The organism is uncultured Sphingorhabdus sp. (genome assembly GCF_937872355.1).
Classification (GTDB): Bacteria; Pseudomonadota; Alphaproteobacteria; order Sphingomonadales; family Sphingomonadaceae; genus Sphingorhabdus_B.
This window is the reverse complement of record NZ_CALMSV010000186.1, coordinates 1-15462: the sequence shown is the minus strand read 5'-3', so window position 1 is coordinate 15462 and position 15462 is coordinate 1. Positions and strand designations below refer to the sequence as shown.

Genomic DNA, 15462 nt, shown 5'->3' with positions numbered 1-15462 from the left:
GAGGGTCGCGGTTTCTGCGCTGGCGGCGACATCGCTTTCCTGCGCAATTCGGCGCTCAACGACAATGGCGAGAGCGGACGCAAATTCTTCCACGATGAGTATCAGCTAAACCATGTGCTGTTTACCTACCCCAAGCCAGTGGTCGCCTTCATGGACGGGATCACCATGGGTGGCGGTGTAGGCATCAGCCAACCTGCACGTTTTCGCGTAGCGACCGAGAACACCCGCTTTGCCATGCCCGAAACCGGCATTGGCCTGTTTCCCGATGTGGGTGGCGGCTGGTATCTGTCTCGACTTGAAGGGCGCGTTGGGCAGTTCCTCGCGCTGACGGGGGCACGGCTTGATGGGGCTGAATGCCTGGAGCTTGGACTTGCGACCCATTATCTTCCCGCCGAAATGCTCGCCGAAGCCAAGGCGCGTATCGCTCAGGAGGATGTTGAGCGTATCGACGGCCTGTTGGGAACCCTGTCGGCAAAAGCCCCGGACGCGCGCATTGTCGGCAATCTTTTCGACATCAACCGACATTTCGCCTCGGATCGCTATGAGGATATCCTCGCGAGCCTTGAGGCGGACGACAGCGACTGGGCGATGAAAGAGCTCGCCACGCTGCATACCAAATCGCCCCAGACGTGTAAGGTCGCACTGCGCCAATTGGCGACCAGCGCAGACCTTGACGACTTCGCCGACAATATGGCGATGGAATATCGCATCGGCAGCCGCGTGCTCGTTCGCCCCGATTTTGCCGAAGGCGTGCGCGCGGTAATCGTCGACAAGGATAATGACCCCAAATGGAATCCGGCAACGGCCGAGGGCGTGAGCGAGGAGCTGCTTGACGCCATTTTTGCGCCGCTGCCGCCACAAGAAGAATGGACACCGCTATGAGCTACGAAACCATCCTCGTCGAACAAAAGGGTGCCGTCACCCTGATAACGCTCAACCGCCCGCAGGCATTGAATGCGCTCAACAGTCAGGTGCTGGCCGACCTGACCGATGCCTTTGCCAAATTTGACGCTGATGACAGCCAGCGCTGCGCCGTCCTCACCGGCAGCGAAAAGGCCTTTGCCGCAGGGGCCGACATCAAGGAAATGTCGAGCCAGTCTTTCGCCGAGATGTATGGTTCCAACTTCTTTGCTGGCTATGACCGTGTCACCGCGACGCGCAAGCCGTGGATCGCGGCGGTTGCCGGTTGGGCTCTTGGCGGTGGTTGCGAACTTGCGATGATGGCGGACTTCATCATCGCTGCAGACAGCGCCAAATTCGGTCAGCCGGAAATCAAGCTGGCGGTCACCCCGGGAATGGGCGGATCGCAGCGCCTCACCCGTGCCGTGGGTAAGGCGAAGGCGATGGAAATGTGCCTCACCGGGCGCAACATGGATGCGACAGAAGCCGAAAGCGCAGGTCTGGTCGCACGTGTCGTTCCGGCAGCAGACCTTGTTGCAGAGGCTTTGAAGACTGCCGAAACCATCGCCGGGATGGCCCCGCTGGCCGCCATCGCTGCCAAGGAAATGGTCAACGCGGCATTTGAAACCACCTTACAGCAAGGCGTTGTCTTCGAACGGCGCCTGTTCCACGGCCTGTTCGGCAGCGAAGACCAGAAGGAAGGCATGGCCGCCCTCATCGAAAAACGTCCGGGCAACTGGACCGGTAAATAAGTCACGGCTGAACGATTGTTGGAGTGGGGCTTGTCTTAAGCTACACACGCTGGTAATCGCCCGCCCGTCGCCGCTTTAGCTCAGTCGGTAGAGCACATCATTCGTAATGATGGGGTCACGTGTTCGAGTCACGTAAGCGGCACCAGCCCTTTCAAAAGGGAATCCCGAACATACAGCGGATTGGCCTTTTAAAGGGCAGCGCCTTTGGATTGTGTTTTTAAGCTTTGAAAGCGCCGAGAATAGTATTTTACATTTCAGGCCTTTTGAACAGCCGCGATTTTTGGGCAAGTCCCACTGATAGCGCTATTGAAGCGCAAGCGTTGCAGCTCGCCGTGGTCGTACTTGGCAGGCGGACCTTTGAGCGACATGCTGCGCACCGAGTGCTGCGCTAAAAAGCTCTGAAAAACAGTTTATTGAAAGACTGTTTGCGCGTAGCTGTGGCCGACAATTGACTGCGCAAGCGAACTCCCACGACCTGGCGACCAAACACGATCTGGAGCAAGCGAACTAGCGCCGCGAACCCAGTAACGATAAGCTCGACACTTATCCGGAGATAAAAGTGCGCCCTTCCTCGTCTCAATCAATATGTATCGGATTGGCCGCAGCATTATGTGCTGTTTCAACGCCGGCCGGGGCTCAACAGGCCGGGTTGCAAATCGCTTTGCTAGACGCCACGACCGACGAACCGATAGTCGACACAGATGTGACCATCGAGAATAGCGAGATCGGCTTTTCGCGGACAGTCCGCTCCGATTCAAAGGGCTTCGTCAGGGTTGAGGGCCTGATAACCGCGGGGCGCTATAGGGTTTCGGCGCATAGTTCAGGCACCTCAGCGCACGAATCGCAGGCAATTGTCACTCTGCGATCAAATTTCACGAGCAGCATTACCTTACGGCTCAATTCGGTTGGTGCCGATGGCATCGTAGTGACTGGAAGCCGCGGCATCACCGGGTTGAATCAGGTCAATGCAGAAGTGTCGAGTTCGCTTGGTGTGCAAGAGCTGGCAGGCCTTCCAATCGAGGGACGTGATGTCCTAGGCGCCTTGATCCGCCTGCCCAATGTGGTTCCGTCAACCGGCTTCTTTCCCGAATCGCCGTCAATATCGATTAATGGTTCGAACGGCCTTGATACAAATTACCTCATCGACGGCCTCGACAATAACGAGAATTTTCTGGGTGGTATCAAATTTCCCGTTCCGCTCGGATTCACCCGAGAAGTGACCGTTCTCGCCAACTCTTATTCAGTGGCCTATGGGCGCACCGCCAATGGCATCGTTAATTATACCACTCCATCAGGCAGCAACGACTATCATGGCGAAGTCTACGCTCTGGTGCGCCCAGGGCGCCCGCTCGATTCAAAGTCGCCCTTTCCGCGCCGCGATTTGTCCGGGAATTTTGTCGGCGAAAGTTTCGAACGCTATCAGGCAGGCGCAAGTCTTGGCGGACCGATTGCCCGCGACACAACCTTTTTCTATGCCAATTTCGAATATACGCGCGACCGCAACATCCAGATTGTCGATGCGCCGGCATTGGGCGTGGTCGATACCGTTACCGGTCGTAACGAGTTTTATCTGGGATCTGTCCGCCTCGATCACCGATTGACCGACGGCTGGACAGTCGGGCTGCGCGGTAATTTTGGACGCGTCACGATTGATCGGCCCGGTGGCGGCCTTGGCGGCGGCAATGTTACCTTTCCATCAGCGGGATCGGACCAGGACCGCTTTTCGACATTGGTGGCGGCGACCGCAAGCTATTCTGGCGACGAGTGGAGCTACGATGGCGCAATCCAATTCAGCCGATTTCGCTGGGATTATGGCCAGCCAAAGGGTCCCGCAGGTCCACAAGTCGTCATACGCGACCCCAGTGGCCTGACGGCGGCAATTGTCGGCCACCCCGGCTTCCTATTCAATGACCTTGAGGAAAGCTGGCAGACCAGCCACAAGTTGCAACGCAAACTGGGTAACCACAAGATCAGCTTCGGTGCTGACTTAATCAGGTCGGATTTTGCCCTATTAGGGGGCGGAAATCCGGATGGCAATTTTACCGTCGACCTGACTTTGGCGCAGATCGCGTCTCTGGCAGCGAGCGGCGTTGGCCTCAACCTTGGCGCGCAAGACATTCTCGCCCTCAATCCAAGCGTTGCCAATTACTCGGTCGAACTGCGTCCTCAAGCCTTCGGCACCAAACAAACCCAGGCTGCGCTTTACGTCGAAGATGAATGGCAGTTTAGCCCGAAATTGACTGCAACACTGGGTGTGCGCTGGGATTATGACGGCCTAACCGCCAAGGGCGGACGGGGCGGAGATTATGATAATCTTGCCCCGCGTTTCTCGCTTAACTACCGACCGGACGCACGCTCGACGCTGCGCTTTGGGGCAGGTCTGTTCTATGGCAAACTATCCTATGCGGTGATCTCTGACGCGCTGCAACGCAACAGCACAGCGCCTGGATTTCTTGCCCAATTGGGACAATTGCAATCGCTCGGCCTCATCGCTTCGGGAACCGACTTGCCTAAAATCACATTCGACGGAAATCTTACCGTCTCGCCCCTTTGCATCGCCGTCACGAGCTGCCCTGCGCCATCACAGGCGCAAGGCTTGCGCGAAACTGCGACGGTCAATGAAGTCCGAATTCTGAATCCCGATGGCTACCAAAGCCCGTGGGGCATGCAGTTGAGCGGTGGATATCAGTTTCAGGTGACTGATTTGATAAGCCTGAGCGCGGATTTGATCTACAGCCGTTCGCACAATCTGGTGCGTTTGCGTGACCTTAATGCACCCGCGCCATTCACCCCCAATCGCGCCAACCTTACCGAGTCAAATATCGCTCTATTGCGCAGCCTGCCCGACAATGCGGCGCGGCTGGCATTGGCCCAATCGCTGGGACTGGTAAGAACGCAAGCAGCAGCGGACGCGACACGCCCGGTAGCACTTGTACCCGGGGGGGCGCGACAAATTACGGTTTCGGAAACCGAAGGCGAGTCAGAGTATAAAGCCGTCATCCTGCAAGCGCAAAAGGTGCGCGGGAATGATGGTTACGCATTCCGCCTTTCCTACACCTTCTCCAAACTGACCAACGACACCGACGATATCAATTTCCGCGCTGCAAATAGCAATGATTTTAGCACCGAATGGGGGCCTTCGGCCAATGATCGCCGCCATGTAATTTCGGCAATTGGCTATCTCTATCCGGTTGACGGGGTCAGCCTGAGCATTGCCGGGCTGTTCCAGTCGGGTCAGCCAGTCAATCTTGTACCCGACGCGCGGATTTTCGGCACGCAGGACCTGAATGGCGATGGCGCCTCCTTCGGCGAAAATTTTGTTGGCAATTCGGATCGCTACCCTGGCGCTGCACGTAACTCGGCCAGACTGCCTTGGTCAGCGACTGTCGATCTGGGCGCGCGCTATGCGATTCCCGGATTTGGCGGTAGATTTGAATTGAGTGCCGACATATTCAACCTGTTCAATTCAAATAATGAATCCGGTTTCGCCAACGCTGCTACAACCTCCAACCAGATTCAGTTCGGCGGTGGCGCGCCGTTTGTGCAGCGCAATGCCGGACCCCCGCGACAGTTCCAGTTCGGTGCCGCGTACAAATTCTGAAACCTGATGCGGTGAGGCCGCTAAACCGCCGCTATAGAATAGCCCAGCCGCGGCACATGGACACCGATTTTGCCCAGTTCCGGATCATCGCGCAGCACCGAAAGGCTGTAAGGAGTGGAGCCCGCAAATGTGCCGATAATTGGATCGCGGCCATAGTCCGCCGCTGCCAGCATCACATTCGTGCCCAACATTTGTGCTTCGCCGGGCAAACAGTCGACCATATCGGGCATCGCAGCCTTCGCAATTGTCAACGCATCAGCCGGCTGAAGGTTGGATCGCACGCCATGGCCGATCGCTGCGACGCGATCATACCAGCCATCAAGCCCTGCAACGTCTGGTAATCGATCGACTAGACCCGCGCAAAATGTGCGGATGAACCAGAAATTATAATAGGCTGCGGCGTCCGCCAGCCCCGGTTTTTCGCCTTCCAGAAAGGCCTGCCCATCTGCGAGCTGCTCGGCAAGAAGCGCAGCTTGCGCCTTGATCTGGGTTAGCGCAAACGGCGCCAGAGCCTTCATCGCGGCGACATTGAACGGCTGACCGCTTAGCGCTTCACGATCCTTGATGAAGGCCGGGTCAACGTCGTCACCCAACGTCCCAAAAATGGCCAAGACGGCTGATTGGAACAGCACCTTGTCACCCCAGATCTCGAACGCATTTGCCACACCGCGATTGCCGGTCGGGAACAAGGATGGCTGCGGAAAGCGGCGATCAATTTCACGAACGATGAGCGCGCTGTCGCAATAAATGTCAGCACCAATCTGAAGCACAGGGATCCGCCGATAGCCGCCGGTAAGGGGGGTCAGATCGGGTTTGGGCATGATAACCGGTTGGTCGCACGCCTGCCATTCCAACCCTTTTATACCTAGGCAAACCCGGACTTTCTCGGAGAACGGCGAGCTGTCATATTGATGCAGAATGATGCCGGTCATGATAATAGTCCCTGTTGCGGTTTCAAACAGGCGACAGAGGTGAAAGGCTTTACCCGCCGAGTCAATGCCAACCGCCGCGCGTGATTGTCATAGAAACATCAGAACAAAGCCCAGCGCGCAAAGGAAGCTGACAACGGTTGCGCTTAATACAGGTATCGTCGCGCGCCATCCCATGTCGAGCAGCAGATCCATCCGGCTGCGCATCGCGGTTGCTGTGACGGCAAGTAGGAGCAAGCCCTTTGAAGCCGACAAGGCATAGTCCGCTACGATAGCAGGCATCTGCATCAGAGAGTTCAAGGTCACGGTCGCCAGGAACGCGGTGATAAACCAAGGAAGCGCTAGTCTTCGCCATTTCGCCTGGCCTGGTTCGGCCCCTGCGGAACCGATTGCCAAGGTCACCAGCGCCACCACCGGCGCCAACAACGCGACCCGGGCCAGCTTGACGATGGTCGCGTAGCTGCCCGCCGCATCGGAGAAGGCATAGCCACCGCCAATGGCTTGCGCGACATCGTGGATCGATGCGCCGATCAGGAATCCGGCCTGCTGGTCGCTTAAGGCGAAATAGCCTGCGAGGATCGGGTAAACCGACATCGCCAAGGCGCTGGCAAGCGAAATGCCGACCAGCGTTAAGGCGAACTGCGCCTGAGACAGCCGGTCCTTGCCGATCACGCCATATAGCGCCAGCGCCGCGCTGGCACCGCATATTGCCGTCGCGCCGCCCGCCAATAAACCAGCATAACTCGATTGGCCGGCAACACGCGCGGCAGCAATGCCGGCAAACAGCGTCAACCCCATCACCACAGCAAGCGCCAGAAACGGAATTGCACCCAAGGCGCCGATCTGCATGAAAGTGACCTGCAGGCCTAAGATGACAATGCCCCAGCGCAGGCAGGTGCGCGAGGCGAAATCCAGCCCTTTATGAGTCCGTATGTCGCGGGCGATGAAGCTTAACGACAGGCCGACCAACAGGCCAAGCAGGATAATGGGAAAATGATAGTGCTCTGACAGCCATGCCGCAGCTGCAGAGGCGACGCCGCAAATGGCGAGGCCAGGAAACAGGCTGTCTTTTACCTCTGCATCGCCTTCAGCCTGGTTGCTCTCGGCCAGATGGATCTCGCCAAAGAGGTCACCGCCATAGGGGATCGCATCCCAATCGGGACGCCGCTTTGGGGCTTGGTCGAGGTCGATGGAAAGAGGATCGCTCATCGCCGGACAGTTCAGTTTCGTTGGATATTGGGAAGCAGCATGTGCAACCAAGCCAATGCCAGCAGGTAGGACGATGCAGCGAAAATGAATAGCGGCATGAAGCCCAGCCCTGCGGTCAACACCGCACCGGTAACCGGCTGGATCAACGCGCCGCCGATATTACCCATGAAAGCTCCAAAGGCAGTTACCCGACCCACCTTGGTGCGTGGCACAACGTCGGTGATCGTGGAGAAAATCGATAACGAAAAACCCTGATGCCCGGCCATCACCACACCCATCATGATGGCAACCGGCCAGAAGCTGTTGAGTTGTAGCACGAAGGGCAAAGGCGTGACGATCAGCGCGGAGACCAGCATTACCGTCTTGCGCACCCGGTTCACGCTCCAGCCGCTTTCGAGCAGTCGGGTGGAAATCCAGCCAGCAAACAATGCCCCCGCGCCCGAACCGAGAAAGGCAATGGCGAGCGGCACTGCAAGCTGTTCAGTGGTGAGGTTAAAGGTCTTCCGATAGAAATCGGCAAGCCAGAAACCCATCAGCCACCACGTCGAATCCGAAATTGCTTTGGCAACCACTATGGCCCAGGTGCGACGCTCTTTCAGAATCGGTCCGTAAGGCGCGCCGTCGTCGGAAAAGTCGCGCTGACCATCCTCCGCGCCGTCATCAAAATGGATGCCGCGTGCGAACCACAGCCACAGCGCGAGTGTTATAAAACCAGCCACCCCGCCGAAAACGAGTGCGCCCCGCCAGCCCATTTCGGTAGCGAGAACCGGGATAAAAAAGGGCATGCCAATCGTGCCAATTCCAGCGATCGCGGTGCCGACGCCAAAGGCGAAGCTGCGCTTGTCGGGTGGAAACAATGTTGCGACGGTCTTGATTGTTAGCGGTGTTTGCACCGCCTCTGTTGCACCCAGCCCGATACGTGCGCCGACGACCTGCCAGGCCGCGACTGCCCAGCCATGCGCCATCGCGGCAAAGCTCCAGGTGGTGACCCCGGCGATCATCGAGCGCCAGACGCCAAGCTTATCAACCAGCCAGCCGGTGAATAGGAAAGAGAATGCCGCCGCCATCTGGGTGACGAAGGCGAGGTTGCCGAAATCTTCATCGGTCCAGCCAAAATCAGCAGACATATCCGGTTTCAATATGGCGATAACCGGCCGGTCCATCGCGTTGAAAATGCCGGCAACGCAGAGCAGGCCGAATAGGGTCCAGCGCAATTGCGGTGTAATAACTTTCATGCGCACGCCTCCCCGAATGTGCCTGCCTGTTTACAGCTATTTTTCAGGCCTGAAAGCAATATGGGCCGGGAATTTCTGCCCGGCCCATTTGATTGGTTGCGACCCGGTTGGGCTCAATTTCCGCCGAAGTTCACGCGGGCAGTAATTCCGAAATAACGGTCGGCTTCGCGCGGGATGATGTAGCGGAATGCACCGCCCGGACCGCCCGAGACGATCGATGAGGCGAAGCTTTTGTCGAACAGGTTCTTCACCTGCAGCGCAACGCGCCAGCCATCATTCTGGTCAACCAGAGCAGCGGAAAGATCAACAATCGCATAGCCATCAACGGTCGAACCGCGACGGACAGCGGCGCTCGGCGACAATTCGTAAATTTGATCGGACTGCATCGCTAGCTGACCGTTCAGTTCAACATTTGCAAAGCCACCGGTTTCGATCGTCCAGTCAAAGCCTGTCGCAAATTTCCACTCGGGTGCGTTGGCCAGAGGTGTACCAGACGGGATCAGGTCAGCCGCATTCGCCCCTGGAGGCAAGCGGAACTGCTCAACCTTTGCCTTGTTATAGGCAAGCCCTGCATTGACCGAGAAATTGTCGGCAGGTGTAGCAATCAGTTCAAGCTCAAAGCCCTGCGTGGAAACCGAGCCGGCGTTGATCAAGCGGGTGGTGCGAACGCCGTTGACGAAGTCTGGGCTATTGGCCTGATAATTTTTATACTTCGCATAATAGGCCGCCAGATTGACGATCAGCGCGCCGTCGAGGAAGCTGTTCTTCACGCCTGCTTCAAACGCGTTCACGGTTTCGGGTTCGATCACATTTGTGTGCACCGTCGCCATATTGTAGAACACGTTATAGGCTGGGCCCTTATAGCCACGCGTGTAGCTCAGATACGCCATATTGTCGTCGGTCAAGTCAACCTGAACAGCAGCTTTGCCCGAGAAATTGTCATTCTTCGTATTGGCGGTGAACGGAATGCCATTTGGCGCGCCGGCAAGGAAACCGGTTCCCGGTGCGGGAACCAGCGCGCCATTATTGTAAACGCCGGAATCGAAGCTGGCGCCTACGCCCGGCCCGGACAAGGTCGTGCGACGGATGTGGTAGATGTTGAGTTTATCCTGCGTCCAGCGCAGACCACCGATGAAACGAAGGTCGTCCGAGATGTTGAATGTCGCCTGCCCGAAGACAGCGAAATTCTTGAACACCGAACCGAAGTCGGCGATGCCGTAAGGCGTGGTGATCGTCGAAACACCTGGCGCGGTTGAGCAAGGCGTCAGGCCTGGAGCAACTGCAGGAAGCGTCGAGGCCGAGCAGGTAATGACCGAGCGCGCAAAGGTGCGGTCCGAATCCGCCTTCGAATAATAGGCGCCCAGCACATATTCTAGGAAATTGCCGGTAGGCGATGCTATCCGCAGTTCCTGCGACAAGGTATTCGAGGTCTGCGGGCCATCGTCATGCAATTGGTTTAACCCAACATAAGGCTGGTCAAGCCAGTCACCATCACGGATTTCCTGATTGTCCCAGCCACGATAGCTCGTGATCGAGGTCAACACATGGTCGCCCAGTTCGATATCGGCCTGTAGCGAAACGCCCCAGCTCTCTTCATTTGTAGCGGTCATCAGATTTTGTGCGACGCGGCGGGTACGGTCGCCAGCAATTCCCGTAGCGGCAAGTGCGGTGGCGGCAGCGTTTGTCGGCGTGGTTCCAATGATTTCGGCGCAGCAATCATCCTTTGCCTTGCGCCAGTCGCCGCGCAGCAAAAGCGTTACGGTGTCACCCAAGTCGGCTTCGATCGCGCCGCGAAAGCCATAATGCTTGTAACCGTTGACCTTGCGGTTCAGCGTGATGTTGCGGATATTGCCGTCATATTCGCTGTAATAGCCGGTGAAGCGAGAACGGATATTCTCACCCAGCGGAAGGTTGATCGTGGCGCGACCGCGATATTCTTCCTTGGTGAAATAAGACGCTTCGACGGTGCCTTCAAAGTCGTTTGAAGGTCGTTTGGTTACAATCGAGACGACACCGGCAGAGGCATTTTTCCCGAACAATGTGCCCTGTGGGCCGCGCAGCACTTCAATGCGTTCGACGTCAGCGAGATCGGTAAAGCCCTCGCCCGCGCGACTGAGCACTACGCCGTCAAGGACGGCGGCAACCGAAGGTTCGGCTGCTATCGAGAAGTTGATCGTGCCGACACCGCGCAAGAACAACGCCTGATTGAGCGTAGTGCCCGATTTGCGGAAGTTCAGGCTTGGAACCAGATATTGTGCATTTTCAAGCGTTACCGCACCCGAATTGGCAATTGCGTCACCACCGATTACGGAGATTGCCAGAGGTACTTCCTGCAGGTTTTCCTCACGCTTCTGCGCGGTGACGATGATTTCAGCACCCTTGCCGCCTTCATCTTCTGCTTCTTGCGCAAAAGCCGGGCTGGCTGTTGCGATCAGCGCCATTGCGCTTGATGCCATAAGAAATTTTTTCATGCTCACGTCCTCCTTGTCACCCTGTTGTCGGGCGTATCGTCAAAACCCCAATTCGCTCATTTCCACGACGCGTTTTTCGCGGGCGCTGATTTCGGCGGCGGTCCCGATGGCAACCGCCATCAGTCCGTCGTGTGCCGTTACTTCTACTTTTCCCTCGCCGCAGACTGCAGCAAAGAATTTCTGGTGCTCATAATAGGTTGAGCCATGATGGCTGCCTGCCTTGAGAGCGGCTTCATCGACCTCGATGACGGTGCGTTCGACAACCTTGGGCTGGCGGAACCCGACGCGCGGTGAATAGATCAGGCTGCCTTCGGGAATGAGGCAGTCGAGCCGGGCCTTGTCGCCAACCGCGGTGATTTCTTCCTGATTTTCGGCGCCATCCGCGAACATCGAAAGGTCGAGCATCGCGCGCACGCCATTGGCAAAATCGACTGTGGTGTAGCTGTTATCGATGATGTCCGGGCGGCGACCCTCGTAATTTTCGTCGAGGTGGTTCACATCCATCGCGCCCGAGCAATAAACCCGCACCGCTTCGGATTGGGTGATCAACCGCATCAGATCGAAAAAGTGACAGCATTTCTCGACCATTGTGCCGCCGGTATTTTCCGCAAAGCGGTTCCAATCGCCAACCTTGGGCAGGAAGGGGAAGCGGTGTTCGCGGATCGAGAGCATCTGCAGCTTGCCGGTGCGGCCATCATGCACCTGTCGGATGAACTCGGCCGCAGGCGGCATGTAGCGATATTCCATCGCCGTCCAGAAAATGCCGGGCGACTGCGCCGCGCGCTCCACAATCCAGCGCGCATCGTCGATTTTGGTTGCGAGAGGCTTTTCACACAAGATGTGGAGCCCTGCGTCAAACAGCGGGGCCAATACGTCGCGGTGGGTGTAGTTGGGGCTTGCGACAATTACCGCATCGCACAGGCCAGACGCTGCGAGCTCGGCAGAACTGGAAAAAGTCTGCACGCCGTCCGCATCCGCGCCCAAGGCGTTTTTGGCCCAGCCAAGCGAGCTTTCGGTTGGATCAGCCAGCGCCGTTACCACCGCGCCGGGCGTGATTGCCAGATTGTGAATGTGCTCGACGCCCATCATGCCGGAGCCGACAAGGCCGTAGCGAACCGTATTCGTCAAATATCCTCTCCCGTCTGACAACGGTGTCTATGACAGCCTTGTCACAAAATACGACCGACTTGGCAAGAAGGCAGATTCGAAGCTTGCAGATTTTTGCCTGACTGTTACCCAAATGCCATGCGCGTCACGATAAAAGATGTCTCCCGCATTGCGGGTGTCTCGATCAAAACGGTGTCGCGCGTCCTCAACAAGGAGAAATATGTCAGCGACGATACCCGCCGCAAGGTGGAAGAGGCAGTCGCTGCGCTGAACTTCAGCCCGAGCCTCGCGGCGCGCACTTTGGCGGGTTCACGATCCTTTCAGATTGCACTGATCTACGACAATCACAGCCCCTATTATATCCACGCCGTTCAGGAAGGTGTGTGGAACCGGTGCCGCGAAGAAGGCGTACGGATGCTTGCGCAACCGGTCGACATCGACTCGCCAACGCTGGCACAGGAAATTGGCGGCCTGATCGACGAAACGCATGTCGACGGGGTAATTTTATCCTCTCCAGTCACCGATGCACCTGCCGCGCTCGAGGAGTTGGAACGGCGCCGAATTCGTTTCGTGCGGATCTCGCCTGGCACCAATCATGCGCTGACAAGCTCGGTTTTCATGGATGATGTGCAGGCGGCGGACGATATGACGACGCATTTGATCAACCAGGGCCATAGGCGCATCGGCTTCGTCATCGGCCATCCCAACCATATGGCGAGCGACCAGCGCCATTTTGGCTATCGCCGGGCGCTCGACCGGGCAGGAATCGCTTATGAGCCCGGATTGGTGCGGCAGGGCACCTTCGATTTCGAAAGCGGAATGGAGGCTGCAGAGGCATTGCTGAAGCTAGCCCACAAACCCACTGCCATATTTGCGAGCAATGATGATATGGCGGCGGGTGTGCTCTCTTATGCGCACCGGATCGGCCTTGATGTTCCGCATGACCTGTCGGTCGCAGGCTTTGACGATACCCCGCTGGCGCAGTTGGTCTGGCCGCCTCTGACGACCGTGAGGCAGCCGGTGCGTGACCTCGCTTACGCTGCTACCGATCAGCTGTTTTGCCCCGATCCCGCGATCGTCCATCAACGGCTGCAGCACGAACTCATGGTGCGCGGGTCAACCGCGCCCTTGCGCAAATCGTAATTTTAGCGGCTTGACGATGGGGCGTTTCAAGGTCCAATAAGACACCGTTGTCATACCGGGGAGACAGAGCGTCCATGAGCGCAAACGAGACATTGCCGGCCCCCGCACTCAAGCGGAAACTGGGCACTAGCGGAATTGAAGTCAGCACCATTGCATGGGGCATGTGGCGCCTTGCGGAAAATGGCCGCACCGCTGCCGATGCAGCGAAACTGGTGCATGCCGCGCTCGATGCGGGAATGAATTTCCTCGATACTGCAGATATTTACGGATTTAACGGTGAAGGCGGCTTTGGCGATGCAGAGGCGTTGCTGGGCAAAGTTCTTGCTGTTGAACCGGGGCTGCGCGGGCGGATGGTGCTCGCCAGCAAAGGCGGAATCATGCCGCCGCTGCCTTATGACCAGAGCGCGGGCTATCTGGCATCGGCAATCGATGCATCTCTCAAGCGGTTGCGGACGGAAACCATCGACCTATATCAGATTCACCGCCCGGACATTCTTGCACATCCCCAAGAAGTCGCCCGCACGCTCGACGATGCTGTGAAGGCGGGCAAAATCCGCACGCTAGGCGTTTCCAATTTCACGATTCACCAAGTTGCGGCGCTGAACCAGTTTCTCGGGAACAAGCTGGTGGCAACACAACCCGAGATCAGCCCGCTGCGCATAACCTGTTTTGAAAATGGTGAGCTTGATCAGGCCATGATGATGGGCCTGATTCCGCTGGCATGGTCGCCGCTCGGCGGCGGCCGCCTCGCCAATCTAGAAAGCGAGCGCGACAAGGCTGTTGCTGCTGAACTTGACCGTGTTGCTGGAGCACAAGGCGTATCGCGGACCGTCGCCGCTTATAGCTGGCTGATGGCACATCCTGCAGGCATCATCCCGATTGTCGGTTCGCAACAGCCGGATCGTATCGCCGAAGCTGCCGACGCCTATAAGGTCCGCTGGTCAAGGCAGGACTGGTATGCCGTGCTTGTCTCGGCGCGAGGAGAAAGGCTGCCTTAAGGCGCCGAATGTCGCGACCCGGCCATGAGGTGTGGGTCCATGGAAACTGCAAGCCGGGCGCTTTGGAAGGATGCCCTGCAAAGGAGAGACGGTTATGAGCGGGCAGCAATGCGAGATCGCCTGGTTTTCGGCGCTATGCGACGATGATTATGAATTTCTGGGGGTCCCCGATCCCTATCTGCAATCAAGCTGGGAGCATTGCCGCAACATCGTGTTGCGCGCCGAAGAGGGCGGGTTCGACAATATCCTGCTTCCGTCGGGATATCAGCTCGGCCTTGATACCACTGCCTTTGCTGCCGCTGTGGCCACGCAGGTCAAGCGGATGAAGCTGCTGTGGGCAACGCGCATGGGCGAGGATTGGCCGCCGCAATTGGCGCGCCGCATCGCCACGCTCGATCGCATTCTCGGTCCCAATGCCGCTGGAACTGGCGGTCGTCTGAATGTGAATATCATCTCGTCAGACATGCCCGGCGAAAAGATCGAAAGCGGCCCCCGCTATCGCCGCGCGACTGAAATCATGAAAATCGTACGCACTCTGCTCAATGGCGAGTCGCACAATTTCCAAGGCGAGTTCTCCAACCTCCAGCTTGATCCGGCGCGCATCACCACGCTGTCGGGTAAATGTCCTGCTTTCTATTTCGGCGGCCTGAGCCATGAAGCGCGCGAATGCGCGGCAGAGGGTTGCGACGTCTATCTGATGTGGCCCGATACGATGGACAAGGTGCGCGAAACCATCACCGACATGAAGCAGCGCGCCGCCGCCAAGGGCCGCAGTCTGAAGTTCGGCTATCGCGTCCATGTCGTGGTGCGCGAAACCGAAGAAGAAGCGCGCGCCTATGCCGACCGGCTGTTGTCGAAACTCGACGAAGATGCGGGCAAAGCCATTCGCGAAAAGTCACTCGATGCCAAAAATTACGGCGTCCAGCGCCAGCAGGAATTGCGCGGTGCAGCGGGCGGCGACGGCTTTGTCGAGGATAATCTATGGACCGGAATCGGCCGTGCCCGTTCGGGTTGCGGCGCGGCGATTGTCGGCACGCCCGATCAGGTGCTGGCGAAATTGCGCGCCTACCAGGCGGAGGGCATTGAGGCCTTCATTCTCTCCGGTTATCCGCATATG

At 57.7% G+C, this 15462-nt stretch carries 11 protein-coding genes and 1 tRNA gene; 7 read left to right on the top strand and 5 right to left on the bottom strand.

Going from position 1 to position 15462, the window contains the following annotated elements; all coding sequences use genetic code 11:
• From Q0239_RS12445 to Q0239_RS12430, 4 genes are all read left to right on the top strand, one after another.
• The coding region (locus tag Q0239_RS12445; RefSeq protein WP_298603342.1) for an enoyl-CoA hydratase/isomerase family protein at nt 1–882 on the top strand (882 nt) is incomplete at its 5' end.
• Nucleotides 879–1652: an enoyl-CoA hydratase gene (locus tag Q0239_RS12440; protein ID WP_298603341.1), complete on the top strand. Its 774-nt coding sequence runs from the start codon at nt 879–881 to the stop codon at nt 1650–1652. The genes Q0239_RS12445 and Q0239_RS12440, both read left to right, overlap by 4 nt.
• Before the next feature lie 69 nt (nt 1653–1721).
• Nucleotides 1722–1797: transfer RNA gene (locus tag Q0239_RS12435), tRNA-Thr, on the top strand.
• Between the two features lie 504 nt (nt 1798–2301).
• A complete protein-coding gene (locus Q0239_RS12430) occupies nt 2302–5253 on the top strand; it encodes a TonB-dependent receptor (protein ID WP_298603340.1) in 2952 nt (983 codons plus the stop codon).
• A gap of 20 nt (nt 5254–5273) precedes the next feature.
• Here the strand turns inward: Q0239_RS12430 and Q0239_RS12425 are convergent, their stop codons facing one another.
• The 5 genes from Q0239_RS12425 to Q0239_RS12405 all read right to left on the bottom strand — a co-directional run bounded on the left by Q0239_RS12425 (nt 5274) and on the right by Q0239_RS12405 (nt 12225).
• Nucleotides 5274–6185 carry a glutathione S-transferase family protein gene (locus Q0239_RS12425; RefSeq protein ID WP_298603339.1) on the bottom strand — a complete coding sequence of 304 codons (912 nt, stop codon included), beginning with the start codon at nt 6183–6185 and terminating at the stop codon, nt 5274–5276.
• 87 nt (nt 6186–6272) lie between these two features.
• Nucleotides 6273–7391, bottom strand: a complete 1119-nt coding sequence (locus Q0239_RS12420) for a putative sulfate exporter family transporter (protein ID WP_298603338.1) — start codon at nt 7389–7391, stop codon at nt 6273–6275.
• An 11-nt stretch (nt 7392–7402) separates the two neighbouring features.
• Nucleotides 7403–8626 (bottom strand): MFS transporter, encoded by a 1224-nt coding sequence (locus Q0239_RS12415; RefSeq protein ID WP_298603337.1) that lies wholly within the window; start codon nt 8624–8626, stop codon nt 7403–7405.
• Between the two features lie 113 nt (nt 8627–8739).
• A complete protein-coding gene (locus Q0239_RS12410) occupies nt 8740–11097 on the bottom strand; it encodes a TonB-dependent receptor (protein ID WP_298603336.1) in 2358 nt (785 codons plus the stop codon).
• 39 nt (nt 11098–11136) lie between these two features.
• Nucleotides 11137–12225: a Gfo/Idh/MocA family oxidoreductase gene (locus tag Q0239_RS12405; protein ID WP_298603335.1), complete on the bottom strand. Its 1089-nt coding sequence runs from the start codon at nt 12223–12225 to the stop codon at nt 11137–11139.
• Nucleotides 12226–12342: 117 nt separating this feature from the next.
• On the opposite strand from Q0239_RS12405, the gene Q0239_RS12400 reads away from it, so the two are divergent.
• From Q0239_RS12400 to Q0239_RS12390, 3 genes are all read left to right on the top strand, one after another.
• Nucleotides 12343–13347: a LacI family DNA-binding transcriptional regulator gene (locus Q0239_RS12400; RefSeq protein WP_298603334.1), complete on the top strand. Its 1005-nt coding sequence runs from the start codon at nt 12343–12345 to the stop codon at nt 13345–13347.
• A gap of 161 nt (nt 13348–13508) precedes the next feature.
• Complete coding sequence (locus Q0239_RS12395; RefSeq protein WP_298603343.1) at nt 13509–14345, top strand: aldo/keto reductase; 837 nt, start codon at nt 13509–13511, stop codon at nt 14343–14345.
• A gap of 94 nt (nt 14346–14439) precedes the next feature.
• Nucleotides 14440–15462, top strand: a 1023-nt coding sequence (locus Q0239_RS12390; RefSeq protein ID WP_298603333.1) for an LLM class flavin-dependent oxidoreductase, incomplete at its 3' end; no start/stop codon positions are given.